This window comes from Enterobacter sp. 03-F-07-AD-ECC (genome assembly GCF_047530935.1).
Lineage (GTDB): Bacteria > Pseudomonadota > Gammaproteobacteria > Enterobacterales > Enterobacteriaceae > Enterobacter > Enterobacter cloacae.
The window spans coordinates 274,334-292,371 of record NZ_JBLKBZ010000003.1 but is presented as its reverse complement, the minus strand read 5'-3'; the positions used below and the strand labels follow the sequence as shown (position 1 = coordinate 292,371).

The 18,038-nt window shown below is 55.4% G+C and carries 19 protein-coding genes; 7 read left to right on the top strand and 12 right to left on the bottom strand.

Translation table 11 applies throughout. The features are described 5' to 3' along the window. Positions 1 to 6 precede the first annotated feature (6 nt). The 5 genes from tdcD (at position 7) to ACMWKA_RS06510 (ending at position 7,003) form a co-directional block, all read left to right on the top strand. Positions 7 to 1,215 carry a propionate kinase gene (gene tdcD / locus ACMWKA_RS06530; RefSeq protein WP_062935276.1) on the top strand — a complete coding sequence of 403 codons (1,209 nt, stop codon included), beginning with the start codon at positions 7 to 9 and terminating at the stop codon, positions 1,213 to 1,215. Between the two features lie 15 nt (positions 1,216 to 1,230). Continuing rightward, the gene (gene pflB / locus ACMWKA_RS06525; protein ID WP_250181747.1) at positions 1,231 to 3,525 is read left to right on the top strand and encodes a formate C-acetyltransferase; all 2,295 of its coding nucleotides are present in this window, start codon (positions 1,231 to 1,233) and stop codon (positions 3,523 to 3,525) included. Positions 3,526 to 3,677: 152 nt separating this feature from the next. Continuing rightward, positions 3,678 to 4,088, top strand: a complete 411-nt coding sequence (locus ACMWKA_RS06520; RefSeq protein ID WP_150057404.1) for a Spy/CpxP family protein refolding chaperone — start codon at positions 3,678 to 3,680, stop codon at positions 4,086 to 4,088. A 260-nt stretch (positions 4,089 to 4,348) separates the two neighbouring features. Further along, positions 4,349 to 5,680, top strand: a complete 1,332-nt coding sequence (locus ACMWKA_RS06515; RefSeq protein WP_062935278.1) for an amino acid permease — start codon at positions 4,349 to 4,351, stop codon at positions 5,678 to 5,680. A 21-nt stretch (positions 5,681 to 5,701) separates the two neighbouring features. After that, a complete protein-coding gene (locus ACMWKA_RS06510; RefSeq protein WP_040021972.1) occupies positions 5,702 to 7,003 on the top strand; it encodes a serine dehydratase subunit alpha family protein in 1,302 nt (433 codons plus the stop codon). A 62-nt stretch (positions 7,004 to 7,065) separates the two neighbouring features. On the opposite strand, the gene ACMWKA_RS06505 is transcribed toward ACMWKA_RS06510, so the two are convergent. Continuing rightward, on the bottom strand, positions 7,066 to 7,767 hold the full coding sequence (locus tag ACMWKA_RS06505; protein WP_013098873.1) for a pirin family protein: 702 nt from the start codon (positions 7,765 to 7,767) through the stop codon (positions 7,066 to 7,068). Positions 7,768 to 7,871: 104 nt separating this feature from the next. On the opposite strand from ACMWKA_RS06505, the gene ACMWKA_RS06500 reads away from it, so the two are divergent. Next, positions 7,872 to 8,774 (top strand): LysR family transcriptional regulator, encoded by a 903-nt coding sequence (locus tag ACMWKA_RS06500; RefSeq protein WP_014885334.1) that lies wholly within the window; start codon positions 7,872 to 7,874, stop codon positions 8,772 to 8,774. Positions 8,775 to 8,815: 41 nt separating this feature from the next. On the opposite strand, the gene ACMWKA_RS06495 is transcribed toward ACMWKA_RS06500, so the two are convergent. From ACMWKA_RS06495 to ACMWKA_RS06445, 11 genes are all read right to left on the bottom strand, one after another. After that, a complete protein-coding gene (locus tag ACMWKA_RS06495) occupies positions 8,816 to 9,181 on the bottom strand; it encodes a DUF805 domain-containing protein (RefSeq protein WP_013098871.1) in 366 nt (121 codons plus the stop codon). A 105-nt stretch (positions 9,182 to 9,286) separates the two neighbouring features. Beyond that, positions 9,287 to 10,273, bottom strand: coding sequence for a glutathione S-transferase family protein (locus ACMWKA_RS06490; protein WP_029883513.1), 987 nt, complete (start codon positions 10,271 to 10,273; stop codon positions 9,287 to 9,289). A gap of 72 nt (positions 10,274 to 10,345) precedes the next feature. Next, entirely contained in the window at positions 10,346 to 10,738 is a 393-nt protein-coding gene (locus ACMWKA_RS06485; RefSeq protein ID WP_013098869.1) for a DoxX family protein, read from the bottom strand. Positions 10,739 to 10,992: 254 nt separating this feature from the next. Beyond that, positions 10,993 to 11,289 carry a YqjK-like family protein gene (locus ACMWKA_RS06480; RefSeq protein WP_013098868.1) on the bottom strand — a complete coding sequence of 99 codons (297 nt, stop codon included), beginning with the start codon at positions 11,287 to 11,289 and terminating at the stop codon, positions 10,993 to 10,995. Further along, on the bottom strand, positions 11,286 to 11,684 hold the full coding sequence (locus ACMWKA_RS06475; protein WP_013098867.1) for a phage holin family protein: 399 nt from the start codon (positions 11,682 to 11,684) through the stop codon (positions 11,286 to 11,288). The genes ACMWKA_RS06480 and ACMWKA_RS06475 overlap by 4 nt, the downstream gene beginning before the upstream one ends. Before the next feature lies 1 nt (position 11,685). Then, on the bottom strand, positions 11,686 to 11,991 hold the full coding sequence (locus ACMWKA_RS06470) for a DUF883 family protein (RefSeq protein ID WP_013098866.1): 306 nt from the start codon (positions 11,989 to 11,991) through the stop codon (positions 11,686 to 11,688). Between the two features lie 29 nt (positions 11,992 to 12,020). Beyond that, complete coding sequence (locus tag ACMWKA_RS06465; RefSeq protein WP_020689388.1) at positions 12,021 to 12,389, bottom strand: DUF1090 domain-containing protein; 369 nt, start codon at positions 12,387 to 12,389, stop codon at positions 12,021 to 12,023. A gap of 142 nt (positions 12,390 to 12,531) precedes the next feature. Further along, positions 12,532 to 12,915: an EnvZ/OmpR regulon moderator MzrA gene (mzrA, locus tag ACMWKA_RS06460; protein WP_020689389.1), complete on the bottom strand. Its 384-nt coding sequence runs from the start codon at positions 12,913 to 12,915 to the stop codon at positions 12,532 to 12,534. Between the two features lie 2 nt (positions 12,916 to 12,917). Next, positions 12,918 to 13,580, bottom strand: coding sequence for a DedA family general envelope maintenance protein YqjA (gene yqjA, locus ACMWKA_RS06455; RefSeq protein ID WP_013098863.1), 663 nt, complete (start codon positions 13,578 to 13,580; stop codon positions 12,918 to 12,920). A 343-nt stretch (positions 13,581 to 13,923) separates the two neighbouring features. After that, positions 13,924 to 14,700: a transcriptional regulator ExuR gene (gene exuR / locus ACMWKA_RS06450; RefSeq protein ID WP_013098862.1), complete on the bottom strand. Its 777-nt coding sequence runs from the start codon at positions 14,698 to 14,700 to the stop codon at positions 13,924 to 13,926. 141 nt (positions 14,701 to 14,841) lie between these two features. Further along, positions 14,842 to 16,140, bottom strand: coding sequence for an MFS transporter (locus ACMWKA_RS06445; protein WP_029883511.1), 1,299 nt, complete (start codon positions 16,138 to 16,140; stop codon positions 14,842 to 14,844). A 473-nt stretch (positions 16,141 to 16,613) separates the two neighbouring features. Between ACMWKA_RS06445 and uxaC the strand changes: the two genes are divergently transcribed. Further along, on the top strand, positions 16,614 to 18,026 hold the full coding sequence (uxaC, locus tag ACMWKA_RS06440) for a glucuronate isomerase (RefSeq protein WP_040021980.1): 1,413 nt from the start codon (positions 16,614 to 16,616) through the stop codon (positions 18,024 to 18,026). Positions 18,027 to 18,038 lie beyond the last annotated feature (12 nt).

The window sequence follows — 18,038 nt, the reverse complement described above, 5'->3', positions numbered from 1 at the left end:
CACACCATGATTGAGTTTCCGGTTGTACTGGTTATTAACTGCGGTTCGTCCTCTGTTAAGTTTTCAGTGCTCGATGCCAGCAGCTGCGATGCCCTGATGACGGGCATTGCCGACGGTATCAACACTGAAAAAGCCTTTATTTCCGTGAACGGGGGTGAGCCAGCCACACTGGCTCACCATGACTACGAAGGGGCGCTGGCTGCCATCGCCCTGGAGCTGGAGAAGCGTGACCTGATGAGCAGCGTGGCCTTAATTGGCCACCGCATAGCCCACGGCGGTGAACGCTTCAGCGAGTCGACCCTTATCACGGAGCAGGTTATCAACGAGATCCGCCAGGTTTCTTCTCTGGCACCACTGCACAACTACGCCAACTTAAGCGGTGTAGAAGCGGCGGAACGCCTGTTCCCTAACGTTCAGCAGGTGGCGGTGTTTGACACCAGTTTCCATCAGACGCTGCCGCCGCAGGCGTATCTTTACGGGTTGCCGTACCGCTATTTTGAGGAGCTGGGCGTGCGGCGCTACGGTTTTCACGGCACTTCCCACCGCTACGTTGCCGGGCAGGCGCATGCGCTTCTCGGACTTTCACCGGACGACAGCGGGTTAGTGATTGCCCACCTGGGTAATGGCGCGTCGATTTGCGCGGTTCGTAACGGCAAAAGCGTCGATACCTCGATGGGGATGACGCCGCTGGAAGGGCTGATGATGGGCACGCGCTGTGGCGACGTGGATTTTGGCGCGATGGCGTGGATTGCCCAGCAAACCGGCCAGTCGTTCGAGGATCTGGAGCGTGTGGTTAACAAAGAATCTGGCTTGCTGGGGATCTCCGGGATTTCCGCCGATCTCAGGACGCTGGAAAAAGCCTGGCGCGAGGGAAATCCGCGGGCGCAGCTGGCGATAAACACCTTTGTGCACCGCATTGCACGGCATATCGCCGGCCACGCGGCCTCGCTGCATCGCCTGGACGGGGTGGTGTTTACCGGAGGGATTGGCGAGAACTCTACGCTCATCCGCAGGCTGGTAGCAGAACATCTCAAGGTCTTTGGCCTCATCCTCGACGAGACCCGCAACGCCCTGCCTGGCAGCGCGGGTGAACGCATCATCAGCGCCGATACGTCCCGCGTGGCGTGTGCGGTGATCCCTACCAATGAAGAAAAAATGATCGCGCTGGACGCCCTCCGTCTTGGGAAGGTTACCCCGGCTGCGGCTTACGCCTGACAGAGCGAGAATCTCATGAAAGTAACGATTGATACGCGCGTTGCGCCTTACAGCGACGCATGGGCCGGGTTTCGCGGTGAAGAATGGAAAGACGCCGTTAACGTGCGCGATTTTATTCAGCATAACTACACCCCTTATGAAGGCGACGAAACTTTCCTCGCGCAGGCGGCGCCAGCAACGACGGCGCTGTGGCAAAAGGTGATGGTGGGGATTCGCCAGGAAAATGCCACCCACGCCCCGGTGGATTTCGATACCAACATCGCCACCACCATTACCGCTCACGGACCGGGCTATATCGACCGGGAGCTGGAGACCATCGTCGGCCTGCAAACCGATAAGCCGCTCAAGCGCGCCCTGCATCCGTATGGTGGGATCAACATGATCCGCAGCTCGTTTGAAGCCTACGGCCGCGAGATGGATCCGCAGTTCGAATACCTGTTTACCGACCTGCGTAAAACCCATAACCAGGGCGTGTTTGACGTCTACTCGCCGGAGATGATGCGTTGCCGTAAATCGGGCGTACTGACCGGGCTGCCGGACGGCTACGGACGCGGGCGCATCATCGGCGACTACCGCCGCGTGGCGCTGTACGGCATCAGCTATCTGGTGCGTGAGCGTGAACTGCAGTTCGCGGATCTGCAGCCGAGACTGGAACGCGGCGAGGATCTGGAGGCGACGATCCGCCTGCGCGAAGAGCTGGCGGAGCATAAGCGCGCGCTGCTGCAGATCCAGCAGATGGCGGCGAACTACGGCTTTGATATCTCGCGTCCGGCGATGAACGCGCAGGAAGCGGTGCAGTGGCTGTACTTTGCCTACCTGGCCGCGGTGAAATCCCAGAACGGTGGGGCGATGTCGCTGGGGCGTACCGCGTCATTCCTCGATATCTACATTGAGCGCGACATGCAGGCCGGGCGGCTGAATGAAGTTCAGGCACAGGAGCTGATCGACCACTTCATCATGAAGATCCGCATGGTGCGCTTCCTGCGTACGCCGGAGTTCGACACGCTCTTCTCTGGCGATCCGATCTGGGCGACAGAGGTGATCGGCGGAATGGGGCTGGACGGCCGCACGCTGGTGACCAAAAACAGCTTCCGCTACCTGCACACGCTGCACACCATGGGGCCTGCGCCAGAGCCAAACCTGACGATCCTGTGGTCTGAACAACTGCCGATCGCGTTCAAGAAATACGCCGCGCAGGTCTCGATTGTCACCTCGTCGCTGCAGTATGAGAACGACGATCTGATGCGTGCCGACTTCAACAGCGACGACTACGCTATTGCCTGCTGCGTCAGCCCGATGGTGATCGGCAAGCAGATGCAGTTCTTTGGTGCCCGCGCCAACCTGGCGAAAACGTTGCTGTATGCGATCAACGGCGGGGTGGATGAGAAGCTGAAGATCCAGGTCGGGCCGAAAACCGCGCCGCTGCTGGACGAGGTGCTGGACTACGACACCGTGATGGCGAGCCTGGATCACTTTATGGACTGGCTGGCGGTGCAGTACATCAGCGCGCTGAATCTCATTCACTACATGCATGATAAGTACAGCTACGAAGCCTCGCTGATGGCGCTGCACGATCGGGACGTCTACCGCACCATGGCCTGCGGTATCGCCGGACTGTCAGTGGCCGCCGATTCCCTGTCGGCCATTAAATATGCGACGGTGAAACCGGTGCGCGACCATACCGGTCTGGCGGTCGATTTTGTCATTGAAGGGGATTATCCGCAGTACGGTAACAACGACGATCGCGTGGACAGCATCGCCTGTGACCTGGTGGAGCGCTTTATGAAGAAAATTCAGGCGTTACCAACCTATCGTAACGCGGTGCCGACCCAGTCGATCCTGACCATCACCTCGAACGTGGTGTACGGCCAGAAGACCGGCAACACGCCAGACGGACGCCGGGGCGGCACGCCGTTTGCGCCGGGTGCCAACCCAATGCACGGACGTGACAGAAAAGGGGCAGTGGCGTCGTTAACCTCGGTTGCCAAGCTGCCGTTCACCTACGCCAAGGACGGGATCTCTTACACTTTCTCCATCGTGCCGCAGGCGCTGGGCAAGGACGAGCTGGTACGCAAAACCAACCTTGTGGGGCTGCTGGACGGGTACTTCCACCACGAAACAGCCATCGAGGGCGGGCAGCATCTGAACGTCAACGTCATGAACCGGGAAATGCTGCTGGACGCCATTGAGCACCCGGAAAATTACCCGAACCTGACGATCCGCGTTTCGGGGTATGCGGTGCGGTTTAATGCCCTGACGCGCGAGCAGCAGCAGGATGTGATTTCAAGGACGTTTACGCAATCTATCTGACGAACGTGAGTTCTCATGCCCCCTTACCGTAGGGGGCTTTTTTTTGCCCGCTAAACATACAAACTTGTTTATATAATTACTCACACATATTCATCCGCTCTTGAAAAACAATGCTCCTGCTTTTCCCGATAACAGAATGTAAGGACAGTAAGATGATGAAAATGACCCGTATTGCTTTGGTTGCTGCGTCTCTGGTGGCATGCAGTTTCACGGCGCAGGCCGCAAATGTGGAGGCTGCACCTGCACCATCGCAGGATCCGCTGGTACAGCACCTGAAGCTCAGCAATGACCAGGTTAAGAAGATTGACGATCTCCACAAACAGCTGGAACAAAATGTCAGCATGATCCCGATGACCGGCGTGAAGAACGGCGCACTGATCGACATGTTCCAGGCGGGTAAATGGGATGAAAGTACGGTGAAAAACCAGCTTGCCGCTTTCAGCAAAATTGAGGAGCAAACCCGTTATTACCGCGTGAAATATTACTTCGACGTCAGCCAGGTATTGACGCCAGAACAGCGTAAACAGATCAGAGCCGATATGGCTAACGCGCTGGCAGAGTAATGTCGTACCCGCGCATGACGCGGGTATTTATTTCTTGATCGCCGTCACTTTTAGAAATTCCTCGCTAAAAACCATCACCACGAAGCAAATTTTCCTCTAAAAAAAGAATATCCTTACTCATCTTGTGACTTTTTTCTCCTTCGCTCCGGTTACTATTTTCCCACACCAATAATACGCACCTGCACTCCTCTTACTCGCTATCGCTGGCGATAAGAACTACATAAAAACAATGTCTTACCCTACAAAAAAGCGAGTGCCTTATGGATACGGCTACAAACAGCAGTGTGATTGTGAATGATTCCCCCGCGGCAAGGCGGGCGGGAATGCGTGAGAGCGAATGGCGCGAGGCGATCAAGTTCGACAGTACCGATACGGGCTGGGTCATCATGAGTATCGGGATGGCCATCGGCGCGGGGATTGTTTTTCTCCCGGTGCAGGTCGGATTAATGGGGCTGTGGGTCTTTTTGCTCTCGTCCGTGATTGGATATCCGGCGATGTATTTATTCCAGCGCCTGTTTATTAATACGCTGGCGGAATCACCGGAATGCAAAGATTATCCGAGCGTCATTAGTGGATATCTCGGGAAAAACTGGGGCATCTTATTAGGCGCACTCTATTTTGTGATGCTGGTCATCTGGATGTTTGTCTATTCCACCGCCATTACCAACGACAGCGCCTCTTATTTGCAGACCTTTGGCGTTACCGACGGGCTACTCTCAGAAAACCCGTTCTACGGGTTAGTGCTGATCTGTATTCTGGTGGCCATCTCTTCCCGCGGCGAAAAGCTGCTGTTTAAAGTCTCCAGCCTGATGGTGTTGACCAAGCTATTTGTGGTTGCCGCGCTGGGCTTGTCGATGATTGGCCTCTGGCATTTAGCCAACGTAGGCATGCTGCCGCCGATGGGGCTGCTGATTAAAAATGCCATCATTACGCTTCCCTTTACCTTAACCTCAATTCTGTTTATTCAGACCTTAAGCCCGATGGTGATCTCCTACCGTTCACGGGAAAAGTCCGTTGAGGTGGCGCGTCATAAAGCGCTGCGGGCCATGAATATCGCCTTTGGCGTGCTGTTTGTGACGGTATTCTTCTACGCCGTCTCCTTCACGCTGGCGATGGGGCACGATGAAGCGGTAAAAGCCTATGAGCAGAACATCTCTGCCCTGGCGATTGCGGCGCAGTTTATCAGCGGAGAGGGTGCGGGCTGGGTCAAAATCGTCAGCGTGATCCTCAATATCTTTGCTGTTATGACGGCCTTCTTCGGCGTCTATCTTGGCTTTCGCGAGGCCACGCAGGGCATCGTGATGAACATTCTGCGTCGCAAAATGCCGGCAGAGAAAATCAATGAAAACACCGTCCAGCGTGGGATTATGCTGTTCGCCATCCTGCTGGCCTGGAGCGCGATTGTATTAAACGCGCCGGTGCTGAGCTTCACGTCTATTTGCAGCCCCATCTTCGGCATGGTGGGCTGTCTGATCCCTGCATGGCTGGTCTGCAAGGTACCCGCCCTGCATAAATATAAAGGCGTATCACTGGTGATTATCATCATTACCGGGCTGCTGCTTTGTGTTTCTCCTTTCCTCGCATTCTCCTGAGGAGCAATTAAGGTCGTAACGATGTCTGAGCAAACTAACCCTTTATGGAATCATTTTATTCGCGCGGTGCAGGAAGAGGTTAAACCTGCGTTGGGGTGCACTGAACCTATCTCTCTGGCGCTGGCCTGTGCGATAGCCGCTGAGCACCTGCCCGGTGAGGTAACGCGCATTGAAGCATGGGTATCGCCCAATCTGATGAAAAACGGGCTTGGCGTAACGGTACCCGGCACCGGCATGGTCGGGCTACCCATTGCGGCGGCGCTGGGAGCGACGGGCGGGAATGCCCGCGCCGGGCTGGAGGTGCTAAAAGGGGCGTCAGCCGATGCGCTGGAACGCGCCAAAGCCCTGCTCAATGCGGGTCAGGTCCTGGTGAAACTGCAGGTGCCGTGCGAGGAAATCCTCTATTCGCGCGCCTGTGTTTATGCCGGAGAGGCCTCGGCCATGGTGACCATCGCAGGTGGGCATACTCGCGTGGTGGAGGTGGTCTGTGAGGGCGAAACACGCTTCACCCGTGATGAACAGCCGGGAGAGGCGGGTGACGATCCGCTGGAGGTGTTCTCTCACACCACGCTGTCGGCGATCCTCACGTTCGTGGAGCAGGTTCCGTGTGAGGCGATCCGCTTTATTCTGCAGGCGGGGCAGCTTAACGATGCCCTTTCTCGTGAAGGGCTGAGCGGAAAATGGGGGCTGCATATTGGCGCGACGCTGAATAAGCAGCGTATGCGCGGATGGATGGCGAAGGATGTTGGCTCGGACATTGTTATCCGCACCAGCGCGGCCTCTGACGCCCGAATGGGCGGTGCTACGCTTCCGGCAATGAGCAATTCAGGGTCCGGCAATCAGGGGATCACCGCCACCATGCCGGTAGTGGTTGTGGCGGAGCACGTTCAGGCTGATGAGGAACGGCTGGCCAGAGCGCTGATGCTGTCCCATCTTTCGGCGATCTATATCCACGCCCAGCTTCCCCGCCTGTCGGCGCTGTGCGCTGCGACAACCGCAGCGATGGGGGCGGCAGGCGGCATGGCCTGGCTGATGGGGGGAAACTATCAAACGATCGCGATGGCCATCAGCAGCATGATCGGTGACGTCAGTGGGATGATTTGCGACGGCGCTTCAAACAGTTGTGCCATGAAAGTCTCAACCAGCGTCAGCAGCGCCTGGAAAGCGGTGATGATGGCGCTGGATGAGTCTGCCGTGACGGGCAATGAAGGGATTGTGGCGCACGATGTGGAGCAGTCTATCTCTAACCTGTGCGCGTTAGCGTGCCGCTCAATGCAGGCAACGGACCGGCAGATTATTGAGATTATGGCGAGTAAGGTGTAGCGAGTTCAGGTGCTCGATCGGTTCCCTCTCCCTGTGGGAGAGGGTTAGGATGAGGGCATTCTCTACACCGGCAAATCAATCAGCAGCGCACGCAGCGGCGTATCGGCCACCAGCGTAATATTCGCTTCATCACGAATAAACGCCCCGTCGCCGCAGGTGAGCGCCTCTTTCTCTTCCGTGTGCGTTACCGCATGCACCGTACCGTGAATCGATTGCAGGTAGGCGCGCGGGCCATGAAGCTGGAAGCTCGCCTGTTCACCTTTCTTCAGTTCAATATGGTGCAGCCACACCTGCTGACGCAGTTGCAGGCTGCCTTTGCTCCCGTCCGGAGAAGCGATCAGCTGTTGCTTTTCGCTCTGCAGATCGATTTTTTGCACCAGCGGATTTTCCCGCTCAGGGCAGGCATCCAGCCACAGCTGCATGCGGGTCAGCGTTTTGTCTTTGCTGAGATTATGCTCGCTATAGCTAATGCCCGGCTGCGTGGAAATTAACAGCGCTTCGCCAGCCTTTGCCTGGACATGATTGCCCTCGCTATCACGGTATTCTGCCTCGCCTTCCAGGATCAGGTTCAGGATATCGACTTTCGGATACGTACGCGGCTGGAAGGAGGCGCCCGGGGCGAGCACTTCCTGATTTAACACGCGCAGTGAAGCGTAACCGAGGAGTTTAGGGTCAAAGTAGTGTCCAAAGGAAAAGGTGTAGCGGGCCTGCAGCCAACCGAAATCGGCTTGTCCGCACTGTTTAGCTGTTCTTGTCGTAATCATAAACTTGACCTCTCTTTACACTAAAACAATGGTAAAGGTATGGACGCTTCATTGTTAGCCAGATATTCTGCCCGGTATGTTCAAATTTCCTGAATGAGAACGAGATGGCTAAAGAGAGAGCATTGACGCTTGAGGCGCTTCGCGTCATGGACGCGATTGACAGGCGTGGCAGCTTTGCCGCCGCGGCAGATGAACTGGGGCGCGTTCCGTCTGCGCTCAGCTATACCATGCAAAAGCTGGAGGAAGAGCTGGACGTGGTGCTCTTTGACCGTTCCGGTCATCGAACAAAATTCACGAACGTTGGACGGATGCTGCTGGAACGTGGTCGCGTACTGCTGGAAGCGGCGGATAAACTGACGACGGACGCCGAGGCGCTGGCACGCGGCTGGGAAACTCACCTGACGCTGGTCACTGAGGCTCTGGTGCCTACCGAGGCGTTATTCCCGCTGGTGGACAGGCTGGCAGACAAAGCGAACACGCAGCTTTCAATCATCACCGAGGTGCTGGCAGGCGCGTGGGAGCGTCTGGAGACGGGCAGGGCGGATATCGTAATTGCACCGGATATGCACTTCCGTTCATCGTCTGAGATCAACTCCCGTAAACTCTACAGCGTGATGAACGTTTACGTCGCCGCGCCAAATCACCCGATTCACCAGGAGCCGGAGCCGCTTTCTGAAGTGACGCGCGTGAAGTACAGGGGCGTGGCGGTTGCGGATACCGCGCGTGAACGTCCGGTGCTAACGGTGCAGTTGCTGGATAAACAGCCGCGTCTGACGGTCACATCGCTGGAAGATAAGCGCCAGGCATTGCTGGCAGGACTGGGCGTGGCGACCATGCCGTATCCGTTTGTTGAAAAAGATATTGCTGAAGGGCGTCTGCGCGTCGTCAGCCCGGAGTACACCAGCGAAGTGGATATCATTATGGCGTGGCGTCGCGACAGCATGGGCGAAGCGAAATCGTGGTGTTTGCGAGAAATTCCAAAGCTCTTTGCGCATCACAACAAATAAAAGAGTAAGCCCGATGTGCCTAAGCGCCATCGGGCATAAATTTACGCGCCGATCTTCGGATCCGGACCAAAGCGGTTTTCACCCGGCGTCCCGCTCTGACAGTTGAAGATTAAAATCACAATCCACCCCACTACCGGGATTAACAGCAGCAGTAACCACCAGGCGGAACGATCCGTGTCGTGAAGCCGGCGGAACTGTACGGCCCAGGACGGCAGAAGAATAAAGATGGCATAAATCGATGTAAGGACGCCTTCCCCACTCGCCCACTCCCAGCCCAGAATTTTATCCACGATGCTCAGCACCAGAGCAAAAATGAAGTTCACCAGAATGAACATCCAGTACTCTTTGCGGCGCGCGCGGCCACCAAATCCAATGTAGTTGCGCAGTACGTTTAAATACCAATCCATTTCCTTGCCTCATTTATCAGTCAATCACTTGTTTTCTAAGCGATCGAGGTAAGGATAGATGGAGATTGTGAATTAAAAAAGGGCATCTCACGATGCCCTTAATATTTATCCAAAACGAACGTCGCGCCCGTGGGGTTCATTCAGATCCTGCCACGGCCCGATGGAGATAATACCCGTCGGGTTAATGGTTTTGTGGCTGCGGAAATAGTGGGTGCGGATATGGTCAAAATCGACCGTTTCGGCAATTCCCGGCATCTGGTAGATGTCGCGCAGGAAACCATACAAGTTCAGATAATCGCTGATGCGGTGTTTGTCACACTTAAAGTGGGTGACATAGACCGGATCAAAACGAACCAGCGTCGTCCACAGGCGGATATCCGCTTCCGTCAGACGATCGCCCGTCAGATAGCGGTGCTGGCCGAGGATCTGCTCCAGACGCTCAAGAGATTCAAAGACTTTTCCAACCGCTTCGTCGTAGGCTTCCTGGCTGGTGGCAAAACCGGCCTTGTAAACGCCGTTATTAACGTTGTCGTAAATCCAGCTGTTCAGCTCATCGATTTTGTCTCGCAGCTCAACCGGATAGTAATCCCCGGCGCGCGCGCCATGGGCGTCGAAGGCGGTGTTAAACATGCGGATGATCTCCGCAGACTCATTGCTGACAATCGTCTGGTTTTTCTTGTCCCACAGAACCGGTACGGTGACGCGCCCGGTGTAGTGCGGGTCGGCGCGCAGATAAAGCTGGTAGAGGAAATCGTGATGATACAGTTCATCACCCGTCGCAGCAGGGAAATCACGGTCGAACGTCCAGCCGTTTTCCAGCATTAGCGGGTTCACCACCGACACCGGAATTAAGGATTCGAGGCCTTTCAGCTTGCGCACAATCAGCGTGCGGTGCGCCCACGGGCAGGCGAGGGAAACATAGAGGTGATAACGATCTTTCTCGGCCGCAAAGCCACCTTCGCCACTCGGGCCGGCAGCACCATCGGCGGTAAGCCAGTTACGGAAGGCCGAAACAGAGCGCTTGAAGCGTCCACCGGTGGATTTGGTGTCATACCAGACATCCTGCCAGACGCCGTCTACGAGTTGTCCCATTTTTTTCTCCTCCGTCAGATAGCAAAAGCGAGGAGAGGTCTCCTCGCTTTGTGTTTATTCAGTATAGCGTGCTTACCATTTCTTATTCAGAACGCGGTCGATGCTGTATGCGCCCGGGCCGGTGACAGCCAGCAGCAGGAAGCCACCCGCAATGGTCAGGTTTTTCATGAACATCAGGGAGTTCACGCCTTCAGCAAAATTGCTGTGGAAGATGAACGCCGTCAGCAGGGTGAAGCCCGCAGTAAACAGCGCCGTGGTACGGGTCAGGAAGCCGAACAGTACCGCCAGGCCGCCGCCGAACTCAAGCAGAATGGTCAGTGGCAGCATAAAGCCCGGAACACCCATGGCTTCCATATACTGCTGGGTACCTGCATAACCGGTGATTTTGCCCCAACCTGCAACGATGAACAGAATTGGCATCAGAATACGTGCTACCAGTACACCAACATCTTCTAATTTTTTCATTTTACTCTCCAGGAAACCACATCAGCGGCTGAACATTATTTGTCTGCAAATTCGGGTAGATACCGCGTCTTTGCTGTCGATGGAGAGCATCATAAACGTGACGGTTGGCGATTGTTAGCAAGGAAAACTGTCAATCTTTTTCAAAGATATTGAGTAAGGGAGGCTGGGGGAATTTTGCCGGGTGGCGCTGCGCTTACCCGGCCTACGATTCAAAAGTAGGCCGGGTAAGGCGTAGCCGCCACCCGGCGAGAAGGCTAGCGAAGCTGCTGTTGGCGAATCGTCGCTTTCACCAGACGCCAGGCGCTCCAGGCACCAAAGCCGCGTCGGGCCCAACGGATCAGCATATTCGGATGACGGATCGTCCAGATTGCCATCACACTGCTGCCAACCAGAGCCCAGGAACGCAGGCTCAGGAAGGTGTTCCAGCCACGGTCAAACCGACGCGTCGCGTCAATCCAGTCGCGACGGCTGGCAGACAGATCCAGCCGTTGCTGCTGGATCTGGCTTAACAGAAAGGCTTTTCGCTTTTCACGTTCGGCTTTATCGCTCACGGCTTGTCATCCTCCAGCAGAGCGCGATCGTTCGCCAGCTCCTGGCGCGTATGGCGCAGGAAAGTGGACTTACGCGCTTTGCGCATCGTCCAGATACCGCCAATCAGTGCTGCAACCAGCAAAACGACGGTGGTGGCAATCATCGCGTTGAGTCGATATTGCGGATCGATGGCCCAGATGATGAGTACCATCAGGCTCATCAGACCAAACGCGGCGAAGAGCATGGTCAGTCCAAGCATCAGCAGCATCTGGAAGAGGTTGGCTTTCTCCTCTTCCAGCTCTACCACTGCCAGCCGGACGCGCGTTTCGGCAATCCCGACCAGCGTCGTTAAGATACGCTGGCCGATGCCGAGGACGTTGTTAGCAGGCCCTTGTGCGTGACGAGGATCTTCCATATCAACGACGCGTCAGCAGTACGCCCAGTACCACACCGATTGCGGCACCAATACCGACACCCGTCCACGGATTATCGCGAACATATTCGTCAGCACGCGCTGCGGCTTCACGGGTCTGTTTTGCCAGCGCATCACCGGTTTCACCCAGGCGATAGCGGCTCTCTTTCAGCGCTTGCTCCGCTTTACTGCGCAGTTTGCTGACCTCTTCTTTTGACTTATCGGCAGAGGAGTTCAGCACCTCTTCAAGGGTGTCAGCCAGGGATTTCAGTTCAGCGCGCAGATGTTCAGACGTCGTATCTTTTGACATGATTTTCTCCTGTTGAGATTTCCGTTAACTCAATAATCGCGAGCTTCCAGCGCTTTCAGGTCGTCCTGCGCTTCTTTCAGCTTTCTCTCGCGCTTGGCAATTTTTTCCGCATCCCCTTTCTCTTTCGCTTCCTGCAGGTCGTGACGACGCTCGGCTATCTCGTCCTTCTGTTCAGCGATTTTTTTCTGGTGATCGGCACGCAGTTGGCTGTCTGAACAGTTCGCTTTCACTTCGCTCAGCGCTTTTTTCAGCCCCTCAACACGATGCTGATTGTTGTGCTTTTCGGCATAACCGATCTCACGCTGAATATCCTGCTCTTTCTCCTGACAGAGAGAAGTGGCGAAGGAGGCAGTGCTTAAAGATAAAAGGGCCAAAGCCAGAGTAATGCGGAATTTCATTATCGAAACCTTCCATTGTGTTGCGGCATAAGCCGCTATCCAGACTAAGCGGAGAACATTTGAGGGGTGCTCCGCGTACTTAAGCATAGTAAGTAAACGGGGGATTCACCAAAGTGAGTGAAAAGATTCGGAATCCTGGTAATTATCCAAATCGATGCGACGTATCGCGAATCAGCGACAGCCAGGCCGCTGGCCGGCTGTCATCGTCCTGCTGGGCAATGATGTATCCCTGCGGCAGCGTGCGGTCAAGCACCACTTTCGCGGCCGCGCTCTGCGCACGAGAGTCAAACTTGATCAGTAACACATCGTTTTGTGGGGTGATACTTTTAAAGCGGATCCCGTTGGCATCCAGATGGTGCCAGACAGAAAACCCATCCGGTACGCTGACACCCTGATTAACCGGGCGAATGGCCAGCGTAGATTCCTGATGCGAAAGCGCGCTCCAGACCAGAAGCATGGCGCTGATAAGCACCAGGGCGATCAGTGCGTACGCACAACGACGCAGGGAGAGCGCTGAGATAACCATGGTTAGCTCCTGGCTCCGTATTTTTTCTTCCACAGGACAACCAGCGAACCGATCAGGCCGAAGACCAGCAGGACGACAGGCAGCAGCATCAGGCATGACATCAGCTGATCTTCATACTTCATAAATACCGGCGTTTTACCCAGCGCATAGCCCAGCGTGGTGAGGATCAGCACCCACAGCAGGCCGCTCATCCAGTTAAAGAACTGGAAGCGAGTGCTGCTGAGACCTGACAGACCCGCGATGGTCGGCAACAAAGTACGTACAAACGCAATAAAGCGGCCAATCAGCAGTGCGGAAAGGCCGTGCTTATGGAAAAGATGGTGCGCCCGCTGGTGATAATGCGCCGGAAGGTGCGAAAGCCAGTTCTGCACTATCCGCGTATTGCCAAGCCATCGTCCCTGGATGTAGCTCACCCAGCAGCCGAGGCTGGCAGCGACGGTCAGTAAAAAAATGGTTTGCGGAAACGCCATCGCCCCTTTGGCACACAGCACGCCGACCAGCACCAGCAAACTGTCGCCAGGCAAAAAGGCCGCAGGCAGCAGACCGTTCTCAAGGAACAGGATCATAAACAGGACAAAATAGAGCATGCCAATCATGGAAGGGTTGGCCAGCGTTTCGAAATCCTGAGCCCAGAGGGCATTCAGTAGTTGGGTCAAAAGTTCCATTCAGTGTTCCTGGAAATCGGTTAACGTCACGCCTGTTATCCGGGACAAACAGCACGGCGACATTGTTGTGATTTCATTATGGTCGCTCGCGGACACATTGCGGTGTGGCCAACACTGTTCCCTGTTAATTGGCTGGTTAGCAAGCACTAACTTACAAAATAAGGAATTGAATCCAATTGTAACAAAGCCCAACGTTCTGCGTCACAGAATTTGCAGGGTGTGATGATTTTGGCGTAAGCCCTGGAAGTGAGCGAGGGGATTTACAAAGGCTGACACTATATATGTTTTGCTTACCCATAAGCGCGGGAAGGCGCAGCGAAGCGCCTGCCAGCACGGAGGCAAACTATTTTGCCTGACTTGACGCGGTATCGAGGTGAACGACAGGATTATCCGCAAAAAGATAACGGTCGGCGTTAAATTCGAAGTCGTCACTGGTCTCATTGAACAGCATCTGCTTGGTGTTCTCGAGGTGCTGCCACATGGCCAGTTTCGCGGCGTGGGGATCTTTACGAATCAGCGCCTTGAGGATTTGGTCGTGATCGTCACACCAGTTATCCACCGTACGTGAATCAATATGATCGTGCAGTTTTTTCCAGTACGGGTTGTGAACGCGCTGAGTCCACATTTTTTCTACAATTGCGGCCAGCGCCGTATTTTGCGTTGCCAGTGCCACCTGAACGTGGAACTGCAGATCCCACTCCGAATCGCGGAAACATTTTTCCTTGCGGGCGTTCTCCTGGATCTCCATCAGTTTCATGATGTCCTGCTTGGTCACCTGGGTTGCCGCAAATTCCGCAATGTTGCTTTCAATGAGCTGGCGGGCCTGGAGCAGCTCAAACGGACCATAGCTGGCAAATTCCAGGCTTTCGTCCGCAACAGGAGAGTGTTTAGGCTGATTAGAAATCACATGAATGCCGGAACCTTTGCGAACCTCAACGTAACCTTCCACTTCGAGCATGATGATCGCTTCACGCACCACGGTGCGGCTCACGTTTTTTTCATCGGCTATGAAGCGCTCAGCGGGGAGTTTGTCACCGACAAGATAGACCCCTTGCTCGATGCGATCTTTCAGCTCGGCAGCAAGTTGTTGATATAAACGACGTGGTTCGGTGATTTCCATATGCGCTCCAGGCAGGGTACGGCGGATGATTTGTTATACCACTTTTGCATGCCACTCTCCAGATTTTGCCATTAAAAAAGCCGCCCGGAGGCGGCTGGTTTTATAGCTCGGGTAAGCGCAGCGCCACCCGGCACAGCAATGCTAACTCTGCGTCGCCGGTTTCCCGAGGGACTCTTTCGCCAGTTCGTCGGCAGATTTGCTTTTCAGCACCGTCCAGATAACGACTGCCCCCATCAGGTCGAAGATAGCCAGTACCGCAAACAGCGGGCTGAAACCGATGGTATCCGCCAGCGCACCCACCACCAGCGCAAACAGGGTACTTGCGGTCCAGGCGGCCATCCCGGTCAGGCCGTTGGCCGTTGCCACTTCGTTACGGCCGAACACGTCAGACGAGAGGGTAATCAGCGCACCGGATAACGACTGGTGTGCAAAACCACCGATGCACAGCAGGGCGATAGCCACGTACGGGCTGGTGAACAGGCCGATCATCCCCGGGCCAATCATCAGCAGCGCGCCCATGGTCACGACCATCTTACGGGAAACAATCAGGTTCACCCCAAACCAGCGTTGGAACAGTGGCGGCAGGTAACCACCCACGATACAGCCCAGGTCAGCGAACAGCATGGGCATCCAGGCGAACATGGCGATCTCTTTCAGGTTAAAGCCATAGACCTTAAACATGAACAGTGGGATCCAGGCGTTAAAGGTGCCCCAGGCCGGTTCAGCCAGGAAGCGTGGCAGCGCGATACCCCAGAACTGACGGGTCCCCAGGATCTGCCAGACGGACATTTTTTTGCCGTTGTTGGTCTGGTGCTGCGCTTCCTGACCGCCAATGATGTACTCGCGTTCTTCTTCAGACAGTTTTTTCTGGTCACGCGGGTGTTTATAGAACACCAGCCACGCCATGGCCCAGGCAAAGCTCAGTACGCCAGAGATAATAAACGCCATCTGCCAGCTGTGCATGACGATGGCCCACACCACCAGTGGGGGGGCAATCATCGCCCCGATGGACGAGCCGACGTTGAAGTAACCGACCGCAATAGAACGCTCTTTTGCCGGGAACCACTCAGAGCTGGCTTTCAGCCCTGCCGGTATCATCGCCGCTTCCGCCGCACCTACCGCGCCGCGTGCCAGCGCCAGGCCACCCCAACTGCCTGCCAGCGCCGTTGCACCGCAGAACACCGCCCAGGCGATGGCGAAGAAGGCATAACCGATTTTGGTACCGAGAATGTCCAGCACATAGCCTGCAACAGGCTGCATGATGGTATAAGCCGCGGAGTAGGCGGCAATGATGTAGGAGTATTGCTGCGTGGAGATGTGCAGCTCTTCCATCAACGTGGGCGCGGCGGCTGCCACGGTGTTACGCGTGAGGTAGCCCAGCACGGTGCCGAGCGTCACCAGTGCGATCATATACCAACGTAACCCTTTAATTTTACGCATCTAAAACCTCATCGTTATGTTATTTCCGTGCCAGGGCACGGCAACCTCTCACCGGTTTGGGGGAGGGCTGTGTAACGGGAGGGGCGTAACCGGGAGAACGTCCCGGAACGGCCCGAACCTTGCCATAAATAAGCGTGCATAAGTCGGTTTCCGTACCGTTAAATCCGATGTCTGACACCGGTAATGCATTCCGTCGGCTGCGTGTTTGCGACGGCGAAAAGATAACTTGTCATACAACTTTAAAAGGTGAGTGACATCACAAATGTATGATTCTTTGTAGGGGCATTATCTGGCGCAGGCGAAGCCAGTTCTGACGCGGCCTGCAGAAGGGTTTACCTCATTCGGGGTAATTTTTTTGTCCGGGTTTATTGATCCAACTCACGAAAAAAACCTCAGGCTCTGGAAATTGGTGTGATAACTTTGCAGCATCTGAACATAAGCTTTCTGCCGCTCCCGTTACGAGGAAGACGATAATGACACCGTTTATGACCGACGATTTTCTGTTAGACACTGAATTTGCCCGCCGCCTGTATCACGACTACGCAAAAGACCAGCCCATTTTTGATTACCACTGCCATTTACCGCCGCAGCAGGTTGCCGACAATTACCGTTTCAAAAACCTGTATGACATCTGGCTGAAGGGCGATCATTATAAATGGCGCGCCATGCGCACCAACGGCGTCGCTGAACGCCTGTGTACCGGCGACGCAAGCGACCGCGAGAAATTTGATGCCTGGGCGGCTACCGTGCCGCAGACCATCGGTAACCCGCTCTATCACTGGACGCACCTCGAACTGCGCCGTCCGTTTGGCATTACCGGTAAGCTGCTTTCACCGGCTACGGCGGATGAGATTTGGGAGCAGTGCAACGACTTGCTGGCACAGGATAACTTCTCCGCGCGCGGCATCATGAAGCAGATGAACGTGAAGATGGTGGGCACCACCGACGACCCGATCGACTCGCTTGAATATCACGCGGTCATTGCAAAAGACACCGCATTTGATATCAAAGTGCTGCCAAGCTGGCGTCCGGATAAAGCCTTTAACATCGAACTCGACACTTTTAGCGACTATATGGTGAAGCTGGGCGAGGTTTCTGACACCGACATCCGTCGTTTTGCGGACCTGCAGAGTGCGCTGATCAAACGTCTGGATCACTTTGCGGCACACGGCTGTAAAGTCTCTGACCATGCCCTGGATGTGGTGCTGTTTGCAGAATCTAACGAAGCCGAGCTGGATAGCATTCTGGCGCGCCGTCTCTCCGGTGAAGCCCTGAGCGAGCATGAAGTCGCCCAGTTCAAAACTGCGGTACTGGTCTTCCTTGGCGCTGAATATGCCCGTCGCGGCTGGGTGCAGCAGTACCACATTGGCGCGCTGCGTAATAACAACCAGCGTCAGTTCAAACTGCTGGGCGCGGACGTGGGCTTTGACTCCATCAACGACCGTCCGCTGGCCGAAGCGCTCTCTAAACTGCTGAGCAAACAGAACGAGCAAAACCTGCTGCCCAAAACCATCCTCTACTGCCTGAACCCGCGCGATAACGAAGTGCTGGGCACCATGATCGGCAACTTCCAGGGTGAAGGGATGCCGGGCAAGATGCAGTTCGGCTCCGGCTGGTGGTTCAATGACCAGAAAGATGGCATGGAGCGTCAGATGACGCAACTGGCGCAGTTGGGTCTGTTAAGCCGCTTTGTCGGCATGCTGACCGACAGCCGCAGTTTCCTCTCCTACACCCGCCACGAATACTTCCGCCGCATTCTGTGCCAGATGATTGGCCGCTGGGTGCACGCGGGCGAAGCACCGGCGGATATCCAGCTGCTTGGCGAGATGGTGAGAAACATCTGCTTTAACAATGCGCGTGACTACTTCGCCATAGAACTGAACTAAGCCCGTTTGAGG

What these genes read in the sequence shown, in the direction of transcription:
- tdcD (WP_062935276.1), top strand. Translation starts at nt 7, where the DNA reads ATGATTGAGTTTCCGGTTGTACTGGTTATTAACTGCGGTTCGTCCTCT.
- pflB (WP_250181747.1), top strand. Translation starts at nt 1,231, where the DNA reads ATGAAAGTAACGATTGATACGCGCGTTGCGCCTTACAGCGACGCATGG.
- ACMWKA_RS06520 (WP_150057404.1), top strand. Translation starts at nt 3,678, where the DNA reads ATGATGAAAATGACCCGTATTGCTTTGGTTGCTGCGTCTCTGGTGGCA.
- ACMWKA_RS06515 (WP_062935278.1), top strand. Translation starts at nt 4,349, where the DNA reads ATGGATACGGCTACAAACAGCAGTGTGATTGTGAATGATTCCCCCGCG.
- ACMWKA_RS06510 (WP_040021972.1), top strand. Translation starts at nt 5,702, where the DNA reads ATGTCTGAGCAAACTAACCCTTTATGGAATCATTTTATTCGCGCGGTG.
- ACMWKA_RS06505 (WP_013098873.1), bottom strand. Translation starts at nt 7,767, where the DNA reads ATGATTACGACAAGAACAGCTAAACAGTGCGGACAAGCCGATTTCGGT.
- ACMWKA_RS06500 (WP_014885334.1), top strand. Translation starts at nt 7,872, where the DNA reads ATGGCTAAAGAGAGAGCATTGACGCTTGAGGCGCTTCGCGTCATGGAC.
- ACMWKA_RS06495 (WP_013098871.1), bottom strand. Translation starts at nt 9,181, where the DNA reads ATGGATTGGTATTTAAACGTACTGCGCAACTACATTGGATTTGGTGGC.
- ACMWKA_RS06490 (WP_029883513.1), bottom strand. Translation starts at nt 10,273, where the DNA reads ATGGGACAACTCGTAGACGGCGTCTGGCAGGATGTCTGGTATGACACC.
- ACMWKA_RS06485 (WP_013098869.1), bottom strand. Translation starts at nt 10,738, where the DNA reads ATGAAAAAATTAGAAGATGTTGGTGTACTGGTAGCACGTATTCTGATG.
- ACMWKA_RS06475 (WP_013098867.1), bottom strand. Translation starts at nt 11,684, where the DNA reads ATGGAAGATCCTCGTCACGCACAAGGGCCTGCTAACAACGTCCTCGGC.
- ACMWKA_RS06470 (WP_013098866.1), bottom strand. Translation starts at nt 11,991, where the DNA reads ATGTCAAAAGATACGACGTCTGAACATCTGCGCGCTGAACTGAAATCC.
- ACMWKA_RS06465 (WP_020689388.1), bottom strand. Translation starts at nt 12,389, where the DNA reads ATGAAATTCCGCATTACTCTGGCTTTGGCCCTTTTATCTTTAAGCACT.
- mzrA (WP_020689389.1), bottom strand. Translation starts at nt 12,915, where the DNA reads ATGGTTATCTCAGCGCTCTCCCTGCGTCGTTGTGCGTACGCACTGATC.
- yqjA (WP_013098863.1), bottom strand. Translation starts at nt 13,580, where the DNA reads ATGGAACTTTTGACCCAACTACTGAATGCCCTCTGGGCTCAGGATTTC.
- exuR (WP_013098862.1), bottom strand. Translation starts at nt 14,700, where the DNA reads ATGGAAATCACCGAACCACGTCGTTTATATCAACAACTTGCTGCCGAG.
- ACMWKA_RS06445 (WP_029883511.1), bottom strand. Translation starts at nt 16,140, where the DNA reads ATGCGTAAAATTAAAGGGTTACGTTGGTATATGATCGCACTGGTGACG.
- uxaC (WP_040021980.1), top strand. Translation starts at nt 16,614, where the DNA reads ATGACACCGTTTATGACCGACGATTTTCTGTTAGACACTGAATTTGCC.